At 63.0% G+C, this 17,515-nt stretch carries 16 protein-coding genes; 8 read left to right on the top strand and 8 right to left on the bottom strand.

Going from position 1 to position 17,515, the window contains the following annotated elements:
• Positions 1 to 66: 66 nt before the first annotated feature.
• On the bottom strand, positions 67 to 1,239 hold the full coding sequence (locus tag OKW30_RS20530) for a UbiH/UbiF family hydroxylase (protein ID WP_429293997.1): 1,173 nt from the start codon (positions 1,237 to 1,239) through the stop codon (positions 67 to 69).
• Between the two features lie 236 nt (positions 1,240 to 1,475).
• A complete protein-coding gene (locus OKW30_RS20525; RefSeq protein WP_260336551.1) occupies positions 1,476 to 1,844 on the bottom strand; it encodes a hypothetical protein in 369 nt (122 codons plus the stop codon).
• A gap of 268 nt (positions 1,845 to 2,112) precedes the next feature.
• Between OKW30_RS20525 and ychF the strand changes: the two genes are divergently transcribed.
• Entirely contained in the window at positions 2,113 to 3,210 is a 1,098-nt protein-coding gene (gene ychF, locus OKW30_RS20520) for a redox-regulated ATPase YchF (protein ID WP_429347458.1), read from the top strand.
• A gap of 351 nt (positions 3,211 to 3,561) precedes the next feature.
• Here ychF and OKW30_RS20515 read toward each other — a convergent pair whose 3' ends face one another.
• Positions 3,562 to 4,332, bottom strand: coding sequence for a hypothetical protein (locus OKW30_RS20515; RefSeq protein ID WP_429347457.1), 771 nt, complete (start codon positions 4,330 to 4,332; stop codon positions 3,562 to 3,564).
• Between the two features lie 166 nt (positions 4,333 to 4,498).
• Positions 4,499 to 5,794 (bottom strand): hypothetical protein, encoded by a 1,296-nt coding sequence (locus OKW30_RS20510; RefSeq protein ID WP_429347456.1) that lies wholly within the window; start codon positions 5,792 to 5,794, stop codon positions 4,499 to 4,501.
• Between the two features lie 11 nt (positions 5,795 to 5,805).
• Between OKW30_RS20510 and OKW30_RS20505 the strand changes: the two genes are divergently transcribed.
• On the top strand, positions 5,806 to 6,027 hold the full coding sequence (locus OKW30_RS20505) for a hypothetical protein (protein WP_429347455.1): 222 nt from the start codon (positions 5,806 to 5,808) through the stop codon (positions 6,025 to 6,027).
• A gap of 245 nt (positions 6,028 to 6,272) precedes the next feature.
• Here the strand turns inward: OKW30_RS20505 and OKW30_RS20500 are convergent, their stop codons facing one another.
• Positions 6,273 to 6,749 (bottom strand): hypothetical protein, encoded by a 477-nt coding sequence (locus tag OKW30_RS20500; RefSeq protein WP_429347454.1) that lies wholly within the window; start codon positions 6,747 to 6,749, stop codon positions 6,273 to 6,275.
• Between the two features lie 414 nt (positions 6,750 to 7,163).
• Between OKW30_RS20500 and ugpB the strand changes: the two genes are divergently transcribed.
• The 6 genes from ugpB to OKW30_RS20470 all read left to right on the top strand — a co-directional run bounded on the left by ugpB (position 7,164) and on the right by OKW30_RS20470 (position 14,589).
• Positions 7,164 to 8,489 (top strand): sn-glycerol-3-phosphate ABC transporter substrate-binding protein UgpB, encoded by a 1,326-nt coding sequence (gene ugpB / locus OKW30_RS20495; protein ID WP_184070536.1) that lies wholly within the window; start codon positions 7,164 to 7,166, stop codon positions 8,487 to 8,489.
• A gap of 72 nt (positions 8,490 to 8,561) precedes the next feature.
• The gene (gene ugpA / locus OKW30_RS20490) at positions 8,562 to 9,446 is read left to right on the top strand and encodes a sn-glycerol-3-phosphate ABC transporter permease UgpA (protein WP_184070538.1); all 885 of its coding nucleotides are present in this window, start codon (positions 8,562 to 8,564) and stop codon (positions 9,444 to 9,446) included.
• Entirely contained in the window at positions 9,443 to 10,288 is an 846-nt protein-coding gene (gene ugpE / locus OKW30_RS20485; protein ID WP_184070540.1) for a sn-glycerol-3-phosphate ABC transporter permease UgpE, read from the top strand. The genes ugpA and ugpE overlap by 4 nt, the downstream gene beginning before the upstream one ends.
• 51 nt (positions 10,289 to 10,339) lie before the next feature.
• Positions 10,340 to 11,428, top strand: coding sequence for a sn-glycerol-3-phosphate import ATP-binding protein UgpC (locus tag OKW30_RS20480; protein ID WP_429347453.1), 1,089 nt, complete (start codon positions 10,340 to 10,342; stop codon positions 11,426 to 11,428).
• Positions 11,429 to 11,643: 215 nt separating this feature from the next.
• Positions 11,644 to 13,308 (top strand): energy-dependent translational throttle protein EttA, encoded by a 1,665-nt coding sequence (gene ettA, locus OKW30_RS20475; RefSeq protein WP_184052399.1) that lies wholly within the window; start codon positions 11,644 to 11,646, stop codon positions 13,306 to 13,308.
• 156 nt (positions 13,309 to 13,464) lie between these two features.
• Complete coding sequence (locus OKW30_RS20470) at positions 13,465 to 14,589, top strand: DUF748 domain-containing protein (RefSeq protein ID WP_184070545.1); 1,125 nt, start codon at positions 13,465 to 13,467, stop codon at positions 14,587 to 14,589.
• 14 nt (positions 14,590 to 14,603) lie between these two features.
• Here OKW30_RS20470 and OKW30_RS20465 read toward each other — a convergent pair whose 3' ends face one another.
• From OKW30_RS20465 to OKW30_RS20455, 3 genes are read right to left on the bottom strand one after another with little or no spacing between them, the layout of a single operon-like run.
• The gene (locus OKW30_RS20465; protein ID WP_184070547.1) at positions 14,604 to 15,227 is read right to left on the bottom strand and encodes an HAD family hydrolase; all 624 of its coding nucleotides are present in this window, start codon (positions 15,225 to 15,227) and stop codon (positions 14,604 to 14,606) included.
• A 35-nt stretch (positions 15,228 to 15,262) separates the two neighbouring features.
• The gene (locus tag OKW30_RS20460; protein WP_429347452.1) at positions 15,263 to 17,077 is read right to left on the bottom strand and encodes an aminopeptidase P family protein; all 1,815 of its coding nucleotides are present in this window, start codon (positions 17,075 to 17,077) and stop codon (positions 15,263 to 15,265) included.
• An 18-nt stretch (positions 17,078 to 17,095) separates the two neighbouring features.
• Complete coding sequence (locus tag OKW30_RS20455) at positions 17,096 to 17,374, bottom strand: hypothetical protein (protein ID WP_184009140.1); 279 nt, start codon at positions 17,372 to 17,374, stop codon at positions 17,096 to 17,098.
• Between the last annotated feature and the right edge of the window lie 141 nt (positions 17,375 to 17,515).

The following is a 17,515-nucleotide window of genomic DNA, read 5'->3' as shown; positions in this document are numbered from 1 at the left end:
GTCATGATACCTGTCCCGGGCGCCGGCGACCGGCCATCGGCTATCCGCCCGACGCCTCGTTGCGGTTTACCCCAGCGCGGCCGACACGAGCCAGCGCTTGATGAATGGCTGCGCGCCGACGAACGCCATGCCGGTATTGCGCACGGCGCGCGCGAGCGGACCGGGCACCGAGAACAGTTTCTGCAGACCGTCGGTGGCGATCATCAGCGCGCGAATGTCTTCGCGGCGCGCACGTTCGTAGCGACGCAGCAGCACCATGTCGCCGAGATCGCGGAACGACTCCTTGCCGCCGATCGTGCTCGCGAGCGCGGCGACGTCGCGCAAGCCGAGGTTCATGCCCTGTCCTGCCAACGGATGGATCAGATGCGCGGCATCGCCGACCAGCGCGACCCGCGGGGCGACGAGCCGGTCCACGGTCTGCAACGCGAGCGGGAAGCCCTGCGCGGGCGTCACGCAGTCGAGCGCACCGAACTGTTCACCGCTCACGTGCTCGACTTCGGCGGCGAGCCGCTCGGGATCGAGCGCGAGCAACTGCTCGGCGTGTTCGGTGCGCGCCGACCAGACCAGCGACACGTGGCCGTCCGGCATCGGCAGCAACGCGATGATCTCGCCGTCGCGGAACCACTGATACGCGGTTTCGCCGTGCGGCTTCGCAGCCTTGAAATTGGCGACCACACCGATCTGTCTGTAGTCGCGGCGCACCATCTTGGAGCCGATCTGCGCGCGCACCCACGAGTGCGCGCCGTCCGCGCCGACTACCAGATCCGCTTCGAGCACGCTGCCGTTCGCGAGGCCGACGCTCGCGTTGTCGACGGAGAAATCGAGCGCCTGCGCGCGCGCGTCGAACCACGTGAGATTCGGCTGGAAGCGCAGCGCGGCATCGAGCGCGCGCTCGATCACCGACGACTCGACGATCCACGCAAGCTGCGGTACCGATGCCTGAAACGCCGAGAAATGCAGCTCGGCGTGCGCGTCGCCGTAGACGCGCATATCGTAGACGGGACCGAGCCGTGTGTGATCGAGCGCCTGCCAGACCCGCAGCCGCTCGAGCAAGGCCTGCGAACTCGACGACAACGCATAGACGCGCGAGTCGAAGACAGCACCGGCGGGCAGCACCGCGCAAGGCTGCGCGAGCAGTGCGACGCGCAGTCCGGCTTGCGTGAGCGCGAGCGCCGCGGTCTTGCCGACGAGCCCGCCGCCGATCACGGCGGCATCAAAGGTCTGGTGGTGTGCGTTCATGCGCGCATTATAGCCGCGGGGGTTGCGGGGGACGGATCGACGGGCGCGGCCGTTGAGCGCTGTGCGCGGGGCCTCGCGGGCTCGTGCCGGACATGGTGTCTGGGGGCAGAGCCTGAGGTTGTCGGCGGGACTGTGCGAGTCTGATGCCGACCGCTCGCGCAACCCGCACTTCATGCGTTGGCGGCCACGCGCATTTGAGTCCCGGGCCGGTGGCCGCGCGGCCTCGATGCGTCGTGCTAATGCGTCGCGGCGCTTGCCGCGAGCGCCGCGTTCGCCTCGCGCATGCGCAAGAAGTCGCGATTGGACGAGAGGTTGCGCCACGCGGCCGCCTCGAGTTCCGCCTTGCGATCGCGCTGATCGCTGCGTACCGCGCAGTCGGGGAACACGCGGTCGAACACGCGCCATAGCGAGTCGTAGTCGTTCTTATCGGCGAACCGCGCGATGTCGGCGTGATCTTCGTGCGACAGGTGGGTCGTCAAACAATCGATGGTCTGCCGGTCCGTGGTGGCCTGCGCTTCGTCGAAATTCGGCGCGACCCATGTCGCGACCGAGCCCACCACGACCGCGGCGACCACGCCGATCCCAACCCATCTGATGATTCCCACGCTGCTCCCCCGGAAATTGAGCTCTGCGGGCTCTGAACTGACGATTCTACAGTGGCTTCGCGCCAATGCGCCGGCGGGTCCGCGCGGGCGAACGGGTTACAATTGCGCTTTCCGTGAAAACTCGCACTCAATCGTCGAGCCAACGCCCCGATTCGGTGTCTTGTCCGCTCCGCTGAGCCTGCCGCGCCCCACCTTGCGCGAAGGCTTTCCGAATCCGCGCGCAGCGTCGAGCGCATCACGCAACCTACTGATTCACTGAAGGATTTCCATGAGCCTCAAATGCGGCATCGTCGGCCTGCCCAACGTCGGCAAGTCCACCCTGTTCAACGCGCTGACCAAGGCGGGAATCGCCGCCGAAAACTATCCGTTCTGCACGATCGAGCCGAACGTCGGCATCGTCGAGGTGCCGGACGCGCGGCTGAAGGCGCTCGCCGAAATCGTCAAGCCGGAGCGCATCCTGCCGGCCGTGGTCGAGTTCGTCGACATCGCCGGTCTGGTGGCCGGCGCGAGCAAGGGCGAAGGCCTCGGCAACCAGTTCCTCGCGAACATCCGCGAAACCGACGCGATCACGCACGTCGTACGCTGCTTCGAAGACGACAACGTGATTCACGTCGCGAACAAGATCGATCCGTTGTCGGACATCGAGGTGATCAACACCGAGCTCGCGCTTGCCGACCTCGCCACCGTCGAGAAGGCGCTCGCGCGCTATTCCAAGGCGGCCAAGTCGGGTAACGACAAGGAAGCCGCGAAGAACGCGGCGGTGCTGGAGAAGGTTCGCGCGCAGCTCGACCAGGCGAAGCCGGTCCGCGCGCTCGATCTGACCGATGAAGAAAAGGCCACGCTCAAGCCGTTCTGCCTGATCACCGCCAAGCCCACGATGTACGTCGCCAACGTGAAGGAACACGGCTTCGAGAACAACCCGCACCTCGACGCGATCACGAAGTTCGCGGCTGCTGAAGGCGCGCCGGTCGTGGCCGTGTGCGCGGCGGTCGAAGCGGAAATCGCCGACCTCGACGAAGCCGACATGGAAGTCTTCCTCGCCGACATGGGCATGCATGAGCCGGGCTTGAACCGCGTGATCCGCGCGGGCTTCAAGCTGCTCGGCCTGCAGACCTACTTCACGGCCGGCGTGAAGGAAGTGCGCGCGTGGACGATCCACGTCGGCGATACGGCGCCGAAGGCGGCCGGCGCAATCCACACCGACTTCGAGCGCGGCTTCATTCGCGCGCAGACGATCAGCTTCGACGACTACATCACCTACAAGGGTGAACAAGGCGCGAAGGAAGCCGGCAAGATGCGCGCGGAAGGCAAGGAGTACGTCGTGCATGATGGCGACGTGATGAACTTTTTGTTCACCCCGAAGTAGAGAATATGGACATGCCACCCCGACGTTGCAGGTCCTATGGACATGCTTCGACGAATAAGAAGCAGTTTTGACGCGCAGCGCCTTGCCCTCACATACCTCTCGGTTGATTCGAAGAGGTCGGCGTTAGGTGCTTTTTGTCTTCCGGTTTTAAGCCGCCGCAGGCGGCGCCCCCCATCTTGAAGCTGGGCCTCAGGCAACCCATACGCTGAAAGCAAAACCGCCAAATCACGCAGTCGAAACGTGCTATCTGCTAGGTCGATGACAGTGGAATGAGAAAGGCGGTTTGCCCGAATATTTGCGGAGGCGGCGTAGGAGGAGCCGACACGCTCGCCCCCTTAGTGCCGCAGTTCACTACGCGCGACAAAAATCGCTTAGTTCAATCACTTCGACCGGAACTCCAAGGAGGCTATATATGGCCTTGGCTTTCTTTACGAGCTTCTTGTCGGCGGATACGAAAACATCACAATACGCACCGTATATGATGTGCGAAACATCATGGAGGCGCGCTCTGTATTTATCTTCCTTCTCTCGATAGTAACCAAGCTTCTCGAGGATGTTTGCAGAAAGATTTACATATGCCTCGAAGACGCTGAATCTGCCTTTCAAATCCGCGAAGGTCCATCTTAAGCTCCCAACCTCCTCGCTCTCGTCGATGTACCCTTTGGACGACAGACGCAAAGCGATTAGCTCCCGATAGACGATTGGAGTAAGAATGTCTTCCGGCGCTATATTATTCATTTCCCGTGGGGCGCCGGCTGGATTGCGATTGGCATCAGCGACGACCGCACTCTCGATTTCCTCGGCATCGTCGTTTTTCCCGTACTGGTCGATGACGCGCGCGTAGCAATCTTGCGGAGCTTCGTCATATAGGACAACATCGTCTCGGGTCACGGGGCGGAGAGCATGCCGCTTTGCAATCTTATGGAGAAATTCGATTTCCTCATCAATCATCTTCGCATCCGTATTGTCGCGCATCGCGGATGCAGCAATATCTTCCAAATGGGCCGGACTGAAAACGACTATGTCGTTGGAAGAAAACTGCGCAAATCGTGCGTTAAGTTCGAGATTCGACCCGCTCCTTAGGTAACTTAAAACGTTTGTGTCGAAGTAAATTTTTTTCATATTGAATTTATCTATGGGTTAAACGCTGTAGGTAGAAGCATAACCAGACAACCTGGGGCCCATAAGTTGAGAAAATTTATGGGTCTTTTTATTGATAGCGGGGGTCATGGATAACTTGTCGACGCGTTGGTGTCTCGAGGCCTTGACGATAAACGCCTCGCGCAGGCTATCGCGGAAACGGTGACGTATCGTTGGATTCATCGCCTTGTATGATGCGAGCGATTGTGTAGAGGGTGCCGACAAACGCGTCAAGAATTTGAAATCCCTGTTTAACGGTCGGCGCCCCTGTATCTACGCCTGCCCGGGAAAAGGCGCTGCTGAGGTCACTCGTTGCGAGGTGGGCATCGGCTAAGCGCAAGTCGTAGATTCCGAAGAGCGGAGCCATCACGTCGTGAGCTTCCTCGTCACCGACGGAGAGCGAGACAATTGCTTCCAGCGACTTTAACGATTTCAGCATCTGCTTCTCATCTCTCTTCAGGACAGTTTGCAGATTTCTCGCATCTATACTGTCAGCGCTCAATCGCGCAAGGTCCTTAGCCAGAGAGAGAATACCTTGTGGTTGAATGGCGCGGAATCGATGACAACTCGCGATAATCCGAGTTACATCCGCGTGTTCGCGAAAGACCGTCGTACCGTACCGTGATTGCGTTGTACGGTTAACCAAATCGAGCCCCGACCGAACGAACTTCTCAGGCGCTTGGGTGTCGGCCGGTACCGCGTACATCTGCGCTTTCCATAGTTCAGCAGATACGCGACCATCGGGAGCGACGTTGTGGGCGGCCCAGACCCTCTGTTGCCAATCGTCGAGCTGACCGATATCTTTCGCATAGACGTTCATCAGGCCGATATCGTTGAGGCCAAAATGAACTGTAGAGCGTTCGTCGAAACCAGCGCTACCCGTGGTACGCGTGTGCCAAGACAGCCGTCCATCGCGATATTGGAGCAGCGCATTTACTACGTCTGGCTTGAACCATAGCCATTGCCCCTTTTGGCCTAGCGTTAGGTAGCTTTCTGTTTTGCCGGAGCCATCGGTGATGAAAAAGGCGGTGGGGCGTACCTGGTCGCCGCGCACACGAGGACTATTGTCACCGGGAGGAATCCATTCGTTGCGCCAAAGCTCGCCAATCACGCGATAAAGTTTGTCGCCAGTAGCCTGCACCGACCATGTCTGGCTAGTTGCACCCAAAGCTGGCAGGTCAAACTTCGGGACGTCCTCCGCATGGTCAACGCCCTCATTCGAGACGTGAAATACGCTTGTACTGCTACCAAACGGCTCACCGCCACCTCGATGAATAGGCAAGATTCTTCCTTCCCAAGAGCCTGACGGTGTTTCGTCTTCGCGGTTTCCTTCCCAGTTGATGTGCGCAGCATCCGCAAGGATTGCGTCCCGCTCGAAGAAGCTCGCCGTCTGCAGCCCCATGTCGCGCGCAGCGAGATAATCCTTCAGATGCTCGGTGCGCACGAGCAGTTCAATTGGATGAGGCGACGGCCAAAAGCCTTGACCAGCAATGCAGTCAGGCCATCGAATGGTGGCGCACGCTTACCGAATCGGGTGGAGAGGGAATGGTGGTCAAGCCGCTTGAATTCATCGCACGCGGAAAGAAGGGACTACTGCAGCCCGCCATCAAATGCCGTGGTCCCGAGTATCTCCGCGAATTGAATCTGGCGCGGCTAAGGTCAATGAACACTCCATGATGGGCCTCCATTTCTGTTCTCGAGATGGACGCCGGTTCCTCGACATCGTGTGCAGTTGAGCGGAAGCGTTGGTGAGAATGCTCTTCCCAGGTCGAAAGCCGTGGGATGCTTTATTTGTTCTGTTGGTAAGCTTTTCGATATCAGAAATGCATTCTTCCAGTGCGGTCGCCAGCTTCCGCTGCAGTGACTTCAATTCCGAGATGGGGGCAAAAATATCGCGGCTTGCGGGCTTTTTTGTTTGCGCGCTACGACTTCCGCAACGCGTCGAGACAACGGGCCTTGATGTGCGGATTTGCAGTCGTGACCGCCGAAACAGCGCGCAACGCTTTGGCCTTGTCGTTTTTCGGCGCATCGTCAATAAACGGAATGCCGCACACACGCGATACCGCGAGAATGTGACTGTCGCCTTCGACAGGGTCTACGACCTTCAGCACAGCTGCAGGATTTCTCGGCAACGCATAGGCAAGAGCGATTCCCAAACCTTCCGCGTTCGCGCCGTCGGCCCCTATGGCCAGTTTGGGCGCAAGTGCAACCCAATCTGCGCGGCCTGTCCCGATCCGCTCGAAACGCCTATCGACAACTGCTTCGTCCAGCGACCTGAAAAACGCGCTTGCCCCTTGCCGGCGGATCGCCGCCGATACCTCAGCAGGCGTGTTGCCAGGCACGGCCCCCACTGCTTCTGACGCGCACACCAAGATCAGCGGCGCAAGGAATTTTTTCATCGTTCCACCCGAAGCACCATTGCCCGAGTATCCGCGAGCGACCAGGTTGCCGTCTCGGGACAGGTTTCCCGAAGTCTGGCGATACCTCCAGCTCATGTTGGACACCTCAATATCAGGTCGCTCGATCGAGCGATCGAGCGATCGAGCGATCGAGCTTACGGTATCGCCAGATGGGCGAACGTCAAAAGTGGTAATGGTCGCGGAAGCACATCGATGCGACACCTCGCCATGACCTGCATCACCCGCAATCTTCCCGATTCGCCTCCCGTTTATTTCTTTTCCCTGACAGCCAATGCTAAATTTCGGCTTCCGGCGCGCCGCCACCCTTGGTCCGCGCCGCCGCCGGAATGTCATCGAACACAACTAGAATCGCGCGATTCGCGTCCGCGCCCCTTCCGAACCGGAGACAAATCGATGAATTACAAGCCGCTGTTCCGTTCACTTTCCGTCGCCGCTGTATTGAGCATCGGCGTCAGCCAGGCGGCTCACGCCGCGACCGAAATTCAGTTCTGGCACGCCATGGAAGCCGCACTGGGTGAACGTCTGAACGACATCGCGAACGACTTCAACAAATCGCAAAACGACTACAAGATCGTACCCGTGTTCAAGGGCACCTACGACCAGACCCTCGCCGCCGGCATCGCCGCCTATCGCAGCGGCAATGCGCCGGCCATCCTGCAGGTCTACGAGGTCGGCACCGCGACGATGATGCAGGCGAAGAAAGCCATCGTCCCGGTCACGCAGGTATTCAAGGACGCGGGCCTGCCGCTCGATCAGAAAGCCTTCGTGCCGACCATCGCGAGCTATTACAGCGACTCGAAAACCGGCGAACTGATCTCGATGCCGTTCAACAGCTCGACGCCGGTGCTGTACTACAACAAGGATGCGTTCAAGAAGGCTGGCCTCGATCCCAACCAGCCGCCGAAGACCTGGGCCGAGTTGCACGCCGATGCGCAGAAGCTGAAGGCCTCGGGCATGTCGTGCGGCTACTCGTCGGGCTGGCAAAGCTGGATTCAGCTCGAGAACTACAGCGCGTGGCATGCGGCGCCGTTCGCGTCGCGTAACAACGGCTTCGACGGCATGGACGCGCAGCTCGAATTCAACAAGCCGCTGCAGGTCGCGCACATACAGTTCCTGCAGAACATGGCGAAGGACGGCACGTTCACTTACGTCGGCCGCAAGGACGAACCGGTGTCGAAGTTCTATAGCGGCGACTGCGGCATCGTCACGAACTCGTCAGGCTCGCTCGCGACGATCAAGAAATACGCGAAGTTCAACTTCGGCACCGGCATGATGCCGTACGACGACAGCGTGAAGGGCGCGCCGCAGAACGCGATCATCGGCGGGGCGAGCCTGTGGGTGCTGTCGGGCAAGGACCCGGCCGTCTACAAGGGCGTCGCGAAGTTCCTCGCCTATCTGGCCACGGCGCCAGTCGCCGCGAAGTGGCATCAGGACACCGGCTATCTGCCGATCACGACCGCCGCGTATGACCTGACGCGCCAGCAGGGCTTCTACGACAAGAACCCCGGCAGCGACACCGCGATCCGCCAGATGCTGAACAAGCCGCCGCTGCCGTTCACGAAGGGCCTGCGTCTGGGCAACATGCCGCAGATCCGCACCGTGATCGACGAAGAACTCGAACAGGTGTGGGCGGACAGGAAGACGCCGCAACAGGCGCTCGACTCGTCCGTCGCGCGCGGCGACGACCTGCTGCGCCGCTTCGAAAAGGCCGGCAACTAAGCATCGCCTGCAGGCAGGGTTCCGGCGCTCCCGCGCGGGAACCCGTCGTTGCAGCACACTCTGGACATTCCGATGGAAAAGCGCTCCTACTTCGGCACCAGCGCGCTGCCCTACCTGCTCGTCGCGCCGCAGCTGCTCATCACGCTCGTGTTCTTCCTGTGGCCGGCGGGCGTCGCGCTCTGGCAATCGACGCAAACCCAGGACGCGTTCGGTACGTCGAGCGAGTTCGTCGGACTCGCGAACTTCAAACAGCTGTTCGCCGACCCGCTGTATCTGGCGTCGTTCAACACGACGATCGTGTTCTGCACGCTCGTCACCGTGTCGGGCCTCGTGGTCTCGCTGCTGCTCGCGGTCTGCGCGGACCGCGTGACGCGCGGCGCGAAGGCCTATCAAACGCTGCTGATCTGGCCGTACGCGGTCGCGCCCGCGATCGCCGCGGTGCTGTGGTCGTTCCTGTTCAACCCGAGCATCGGCCTCGTCACGTATGCGCTCGCGAAACACGGCATCGTGTGGAATCACGCGCTGAACCCCGGTCAGGCGATGTTCCTCGTCGTGCTCGCGTCAGTCTGGCAGCAGATCAGCTATAACTTCCTGTTCTTCTATGCGGGCCTGCAGGCGATTCCGCGCTCGCTGATCGAAGCGGCCGCGATCGACGGCGCCGGTCCGGTGCGCCGCTTCTTCGGCATCGCCCTGCCGCTGCTGTCGCCGACCACGTTCTTTCTGCTGGTGATCAACATCACCTACGCGTTCTTCGACACCTTTCCCGTGATCGACGCGGCGACCGGCGGCGGCCCAGGCCAGGCCACCCGCACGCTGATCTACAAGATTTTCGCCGAAGGCTTCCAGGGGCTCGACATCGGCAGTTCGGGCGCGCAGTCGGTCGTCCTGATGATCATCGTCGTGGCACTGACCGTCGTGCAATTCCGCTTCATCGAACGCAGGGTTCAATACTCATGATCGAGAACCGACGCGGTTTCGACCTGTTCTGTCACGCGGTGCTGATCATCGGCGTCGCGCTGGTGGTGTTTCCGGTGTACGTCGCGTTCTGCGCGGCGACGATGAGCGAGCACGAGGTGTTCACGGTGCCGCTGTCGCTCGTGCCGAGCACGCATCTGTTCGAGAACATCGTCACGATCTGGACGCAGGGCACCGGCAACGCCGCGGCGCCGTTCAATCGCATGCTGTTCAACAGCCTCGTGATGGCGCTCGTCATCGCGATCGGCAAGATCGCCGTGTCAATGATCTCCGCGTACGCGATCGTCTACTTCCGCTTTCCGTTTCGCACGCTCGCGTTCTGGCTGATCTTCATCACGCTGATGCTGCCGGTCGAAGTGCGGATTTTCCCGACCGTGCAGGTGGTGTCGTCGATGCATCTGAGCAATACGTACACCGGTCTGACGCTGCCGCTGATCGCGTCGGCGACCGCGACGTTCCTGTTCCGCCAGTTCTTCAAGACGCTGCCGGACGAGCTGATGGAAGCCGCGCGCATCGACGGCGCGGGCGCGCTGCGCTTCTTCTGGGACGTCGTGCTGCCGCTGTCGCGGACCACGATGGCGGCACTCTTCGTGATCACGTTCATCTACGGCTGGAACCAGTATCTGTGGCCGATCCTGATCACCAGCCAGCAGTCGCTGATCACCGCGGTGATCGGCATCAAGGGAATGATCGCCTCGGGCGATACCGCGACCGAATGGCATCTGGTGATGACGGCCACGCTGCTCGCGATGCTGCCGCCGCTCGCCGTCGTGCTGACGATGCAGCGCTGGTTCGTGCGCGGCCTCGTGGATTCGGAAAAATGATCCGGTATGGCGGACAGCGACAAGCACTCAAAAACAAAAGGCTAGAACGGCATGGCTGCACTGACTCTGCAAAGCGTTAAGAAAACCTACGACGGCAAACAGTTCGTGTTGCACGGCATCGACGTCGACGTCGCCGACGGCGAATTCGTCGTCATGGTCGGCCCGTCCGGCTGCGGCAAATCGACCTTGCTGCGGATGGTCGCCGGGCTCGAGCGCATCTCCGACGGCAGCATTTCGATCGCCGGCAAGGTCGTCAACGAGCTGGAGCCGAAGGATCGCAACATCGCGATGGTGTTCCAGAACTACGCGCTGTATCCGCATATGAGCGTGGCCGAGAACATGGGTTACGCGCTGAAGATCGCGGGCGTCGATCGTGCGCAGATCGCGAAACGCGTCGAAGCCGCCGCGCAGATTCTCGAGCTCGGCGCGCTGCTGCAGCGCAAGCCGCGCGAGTTGTCGGGCGGACAGCGGCAGCGCGTCGCGATGGGCCGCGCGATCGTGCGCGAGCCGGCGGTGTTTCTGTTCGACGAGCCGCTGTCGAATCTCGACGCGCGTCTGCGCGTGCAAATGCGCCTCGAAATCCAGCGTCTGCATGCGCGCCTCAAGACCACGAGTCTGTACGTCACGCACGATCAGATCGAAGCGATGACGCTGGCGCAGCGCGTGATCGTGATGAACCAGGGCCACGCCGAGCAGATCGGCGCGCCGACCGAAGTCTACGAGCGGCCGGCCACGCTGTTCGTCGCGAGTTTCATCGGCTCGCCGGGGATGAACCTGCTCGAAGGCCGTGTCGCGGACGACGGCTCGACCTTCGACGTCGCCGGCAACGGCCCGAAGCTGCCGCTCGCGGGCGTGCCGTCGATCGGCCGCGAAGTCGCGACAGGCCGCGAGTGGATGCTCGGCATTCGCCCCGAGCATCTGAGCCCGGGCACGGCCAAAGCACCGTTCGCGACACTGAGCGTCGATTCTTGCGAAATTCTCGGCGCGGACAATCTCGCGCACGGCCGCTGGGGCAAGCACGATGTGACCGCGCGGCTGCCTCACGCGCATCGTCCCGCGGCCGGCGAGGCGCTGCAGGTCGTGCTGCCCGCGCAGCATCTGCACTTCTTCGATCCGGCGACTGGACGGCGCGCGAACTGAGACGCCCGCGGAGCGCCGCGACGGCGGCCCGCCGCCGGACTCCCCTGCCGCCCGGCCCTCGCCGCGAAGTACAATGCCACCTGAACCACATGCCGCGCGCGGCAGCGTGCGCCGGCCGGCGCCGGGTGTTCCGCCCGGCCCTCACACCGATTACCCATTCACCCCCGACTGCCCGCCCGCACGCGGCCGGCGTCGTCAACGTCCACTGCAAGCAAATGGCCCAATACGTTTTCACCATGAACCGGGTCGGCAAAATCGTGCCGCCCAAGCGCCAGATCCTGAAAGACATTTCGCTATCGTTCTTCCCCGGCGCGAAGATCGGCCTGCTCGGCCTGAACGGCTCGGGCAAGTCGACCCTGATCCGCATCATGGCCGGTGTGGACACGGAGATCGAAGGCGAAGCGACACCGATGCCGAACCTGAACATCGGCTATCTGCCGCAGGAGCCGCAACTCGATCCGCAGAAAACCGTGCGTGAAGCGGTCGAGGAAGGCCTCGGCGACGTGTTCAACGCGCAGAAGAAGCTCGACGAAGTCTACGCGGCCTACGCGGAGCCGGACGCCGACTTCGACGCGCTGGCCGCCGAGCAGGCGAAGTACGAAGCGATCCTCGCAACGACCGACGGCAGCGCCGAGCAGCAGATCGAAATCGCCGCCGACGCACTGCGCCTGCCGGCATGGGACGCGAAGATCGAGCATCTGTCGGGGGGCGAAAAGCGCCGCGTCGCGCTGTGCAAGCTGCTGCTGCAAAAGCCCGACATGCTGCTGCTCGACGAGCCGACCAACCACCTCGACGCGGAATCGGTCGAATGGCTCGAGCAGTTCCTGACGCGCTTCCCGGGCACCGTGGTCGCCGTCACGCACGATCGCTACTTCCTCGACAACGCCGCCGAGTGGATTCTCGAACTCGACCGCGGTCACGGCATTCCGTGGAAGGGCAACTACAGCAGCTGGCTCGATCAGAAGGAAGAGCGTCTGAAGCAGGAAGAAGCGTCGGAGTCCGCGCGCCAGAAGGCGATCAAGAAGGAACTCGAGTGGGTGCGCCAGAACCCGAAGGGCCGCCAGGCGAAGTCGAAGGCGCGTATCGCGCGCTTCGAGGAACTGAACAGCCAGGACTACCAGAAGCGCAACGAAACGCAGGAAATCTTCATTCCGGTCGGCGACCGCCTCGGCAATGAAGTGATCGAGTTCAAGAACGTCAGCAAGTCGTACGGCGACCGGCTGCTGCTCGATAACGTCAGCTTCAAGATCCCGGCCGGCGCGATCGTCGGCATCATCGGTCCGAACGGCGCCGGCAAATCGACGCTGTTCCGTATGCTGACCGGCCGCGAGCAACCCGATTCGGGCGAAATCGTGCAGGGTCCGACCGTCAAGCTCGCGTACGTGGACCAGAGCCGCGAAGCGCTCGCAGGCACCAAGACCGTGTTCGAGGAAATCTCCGGCGGCGCGGACGTGCTGACGGTCGGCAAGTACGAAACGCCGTCGCGCGCGTATATCGGCCGCTTCAATTTCAAGGGCGGCGACCAGCAGAAGATCGTCGGCAATCTGTCCGGCGGCGAGCGCGGTCGTCTGCATCTGGCGAAGACGCTGATCGCGGGCGGCAACGTACTGCTGCTCGACGAACCGTCGAACGACCTCGACGTCGAAACGCTGCGCGCGCTCGAAGACGCGCTGCTCGAATTCGCGGGCTCGGTGCTCGTGATTTCGCACGATCGCTGGTTCCTCGATCGCATCGCGACGCATATCCTCGCGTTCGAAGGCGACTCGCAAGTCACGTTCTTCGACGGCAACTACCAGGAATACGAAGCGGACAAGCGCGCGCGTCTCGGCGAGGAAGGCGCGCGGCCGAAGCGCCTGCGCTACAAGCCGATCTCGCGTTAGGAAGCGGGCGGACGACGGCCCGTCCGGCGCGATGCCGGACGGGCCGCGGGGCATGCGCGTTGCTAACCATCGCTAGATGGAGGCGCGCGTGAAAGTCTCGCGCACGCGACAGACGGTCAACACAGCGCCGCGCGACGCGGCGACGAGGAGACAGGCATGGCGATGTCGAAGGGCAGGCGCTGGATCGTCATCGTGGGGGCAACGCTTTTGGCGTTGGTTCTGATCGCGATCGGCGCGATGCGATTCGCGCAACAGGAAGTCAAGAATCGCGTCAGCGCGGCGCTCGGGCCGCTCGGCAGCGCCGACAGTATCGACGTCGGCCTCACCTCGGTACGCCTCACCCACGTCGTGCTAAAAGCGCCGCCTGGCTGGCCAGCGGGTGAACCGCTACGCGCCGACGAAATCACGATCACCCCCGACGTGCGCGATCTGATCGCGCGGCGCATGCATATCCGCGAGGTCGTCGTGCGCGGCTTCGACATGGCCGTGTTACGCACGAAGGACGGCTCGCTGAATCTGCTGCCGAACCTGCGCGAATCGCTGAACCGCGGCGATCAGCCGGGCAACGCCGGCACGGCGCCGCCGATCCCGCGCGAAAAGCTGGTCGACCATGTCCGCTTCGAACACGGCAACTTCCATTTCTACGACATGACTGTCGGGCCGCCGCCGTTCAAGGTCACGGTCAGCGACGCGAACGCGAGCGTCGACCATCTGCATCTGCCGGCGCTTACCGAACCGACCCATGTCAGCGTTCGCGGCTCGATGAAGGGGCCGGCGCATACGGGCACCGTGACGTTCGACGGCTGGATCAAAATCGCCAGCCGCGATTCGCAGACGACGAGCACGCTGCACGGCGTCGATATTGCGATGCTCGATCAGTATCTGCTGAAGAAGGCCGGCACGCGCGCACAGGTGACGGGCGGCACCGTCGATCTGACGATCGAATCGACGGTGCGGAACTATCATCTCCATGCGCCCGGCACGATGACAGTCCACAATCTGCAGCTCGCCGAATCCGACAATCCGCTCGAGACGTTCATGTCGATTCCGACCCGCGCCGCCGTCGCGGCGCTGAAGACGCATAACGGCAATATCACGCTGCATTTCGTGCTCGACGGCGATCTGCGCGATCCGAAGTTCTCGGTGCGCGAAGGGATCCTCACGCGCATCGGCGCCGGGTTTGCGCAGGCGCTCGGGGTCAGCGTCGAGGGCGTCGCGAAGGGTGCGGGCGAGACCGTCAAGGGTCTCGGCAATGCGCTGAAGAATCTGCTGGGGCAGTAGCGGCGGCGGTCAGCTCAAACCGGCAAGCCCAACTCGCGCAGCTCGGCTTCCGTTTGCGCGGCGCTCGTGTGATGCACGCCGTGCCAGCCGAGCGCCGTCGCGGCTTCGGCGTTCTTCGCGTTGTCGTCGATGAAGACGAGTTCGGCCGGCTCGACACCGGGCATTTGCAGTTCGATGCGCCGACGCATCTCCGCGAAGATCGCCGGGTCGGGCTTCACGAGTTTCACGCGCCCCGACACGACGACGTCGCGAAACCGCCGCAGCACCGGATAGTGCTCCCACGCGTACGGAAACGTCTCGGCTGACCAGTTGGTCAGCCCGAAGAGCGGCACCTCGGCCGCTTCGAGCTTTTCCATCAGCGCGATGCCGTCGTCGAGCACACCCGCCACCATCTGGTGCCAGCGCTCATAGAACGCGCGGATCAGCGGTTCGTGATCGGGAAACCGCGCGATCAGCTCGTCGGTGGCTTCGACGATCGGCTGACCGCCATCCTGGCGGATCACCCAGTCCATCGAGCAGACGTGCGTGAGGAACCAGCGGCGCTCGACTTCGTCGGGAATCAGCTCGCGGTACAGGTACTCGGGACTCCAGTCGATCAGCACACCGCCGAAATCGAACACCACTGCCTTGATCGCCATGCACCACGCTCCTTTGGAAGGTCGTCGCTATGCTCTCAGATGGGTTGCGTGCGCAGTTCCAGCCACGCTTTCGCGTCGCCCGATACATGCGGCGCGAGGCGCGCGCGCACCGTCTCGTGATACGCGTTGAGCCACGCGCGCTCGTCGTCGCGCAGCAGCGACAGCTCGATGCAGCGCGCGTCGATCGGGCACAGCGTCAGCGTTTCGAACTTCAGGAAGTCGCCGAATTCAGTTTTTTCCGCCGCCACGTTCAGCACGAGGTTTTCGATTCGCACGCCCCACTTGCCCGGCCGATACAGACCCGGCTCGTTCGACGTGATCATGCCCTCCTCCATCGCGGTCCACGGTTCGGCCGGCGCGTAGTGCGAGATCACCTGCGGGCCTTCGTGCACGTTCAGGAAGTAGCCGACCCCGTGACCGGTGCCGTGGCCATAGTCGGCGCCGGCCTGCCAGATCGGCGCGCGCGCGATCGCGTCGAGCATCGGCGAGCGGATGCCGCGCGGGAATTGCGCGCGTGACAGCGCGATCATGCCTTTCAGCACGACGGTGAAATCGCGGCGCTGTTCGCTGCCCGGCGTGCCGACCGGGACGACGCGTGTGATGTCGGTCGTGCCGCTCAGATACTGGCCGCCCGAATCGATCAGCAGCAGGCCGTTGCCTTCGATCACCGCATGCGACTCCTCGGTCGCGCGATAGTGCGGCATCGCGCCGTTCGCATTGAAGCCCGCGATCGTCGCGAAGCTCAGCGACACGAATCCGGGACGGCGCGCGCGAGCTGCCGTCAGACGCTCGTCGATCGTCAGCTCGGTGATGCGCTCGCGGCCGAGCGCGCTTTCGAACCACGCGAAGAATTCGGCGAGCGCGGCGCCGTCCTGCTCCATCGTCTCACGCACGTGCGCGGCATCGGCGGCGGTCTTGCACGACTTCAGGAAAGTGGAGGGATTGACCGCCTCGACCACCTTGACCGACGACGGCACCGCCTGCAGCGAGCCGTACGTGATGCGGCGCGGATCGATCAGCAGCATGCTGCCGGCTGGCAGCGCGGCAAGCGCGTCGGCGGTTTTCGCGTACGGCTCGACGCCGATGCCGTCGCGCGCGAGCACTTCGGCGAGCGCCGGCGACACCTTGCCGTCGGCGATAAATAGCGACACCCGATCCACGCCGATCAGCGCGTGCGCGACGAACACCGGGTTGTAGCTGACGTCGGCGCCGCGCAGATTCAGCAGCCAGGCGAGGTCGTCGAGCGTCGAGATGAAGTGCCACTGCGCGCCTTTCTCGACCATCGCGCGACGCACCTGCGCAAGCTTGTCCGCCCGTGTGACGCCCGCTTGCGGCGCGGCGTGCTCGAAGACGGCGTCGGCGGGCAGCGCCGGGCGCTGCGCCCAGATCGCGTCGAACAGGTCGAGGTCGGTGCGCAATTGCACGCCGCGCGCGTTCAGTGCGGCGCTCAACGCGCGCGCGGCCGCGACACCCAGCACCGCGCCGTCCACACCGACCGTGCCGCCGCTCGCGACGTTCTGCGCGAGCCATTCGAAATGCGGCGTCGTGAGCTGGCCGCCGGTCATCTTCATCAGCTCGACACCGCTGCCGGCGAGCTGCGCACTCGCCTGCTCCCAGTAGCGGCTGTCGGTCCAGACGCCGGCGAAATCGGCGGTGACGATCAGCGTGCCGGCCGAGCCGGTGAAGCCCGACAGCCACTGGCGGCCTTGCCAGCGCCCTGGCAGATACTCGGACAGATGCGGATCCGCCGACGGCACGAGGTAAGCGGCAATGCCTTCGCGCGCCATCGCGGCGCGCAGGCTCGCGAGGCGCTCGGGAATGGAGGAGGTTTCGGGAAGTCGGGCGTTCATGGAGTTACCTGCAAGGATTCATCGACGGATTGACCGGCGCGTTGATTGACGCGACAAAAGGCCGACCGTCACGGCGACGGCGATGAGCGCGACGGCGGTGCATACCGGCCATTCGAGCATGTCGCCGTCATGGAAGAGACTTGTCACATTGCCGGCCATCCGCGCGACGCTCGTGCCGAGCACACCGGCCAACAGGGCGGCCCACCAGCGGGCGCGGCTCGCGCGGCGCTGCGGATGCAACCACCAGCCCGCGAGGCCGATCACCGCGCCGAGTACGAGAATGCCTGGCCAACCCATCAGGCGTCGACTCCAGACTGGGCGCTCAAACACGGCAAGATCAATTTCGGATTCGTCTCATAGGCGAAAGGAGCCGCCAACGCTAGCATTTTTGCCTCCTCAACTATACAAGTTCAGCACGGCGCTTTCCGCATAGCGGTT

The sequence above is a fragment of the Paraburkholderia sp. Clong3 genome (assembly GCF_050436485.1).
Lineage (GTDB): Bacteria > Pseudomonadota > Gammaproteobacteria > Burkholderiales > Burkholderiaceae > Paraburkholderia > Paraburkholderia tuberum.
The sequence above is the reverse complement of the archived record's forward strand: the minus strand, read 5'-3'. Positions and strand labels throughout refer to the sequence as shown.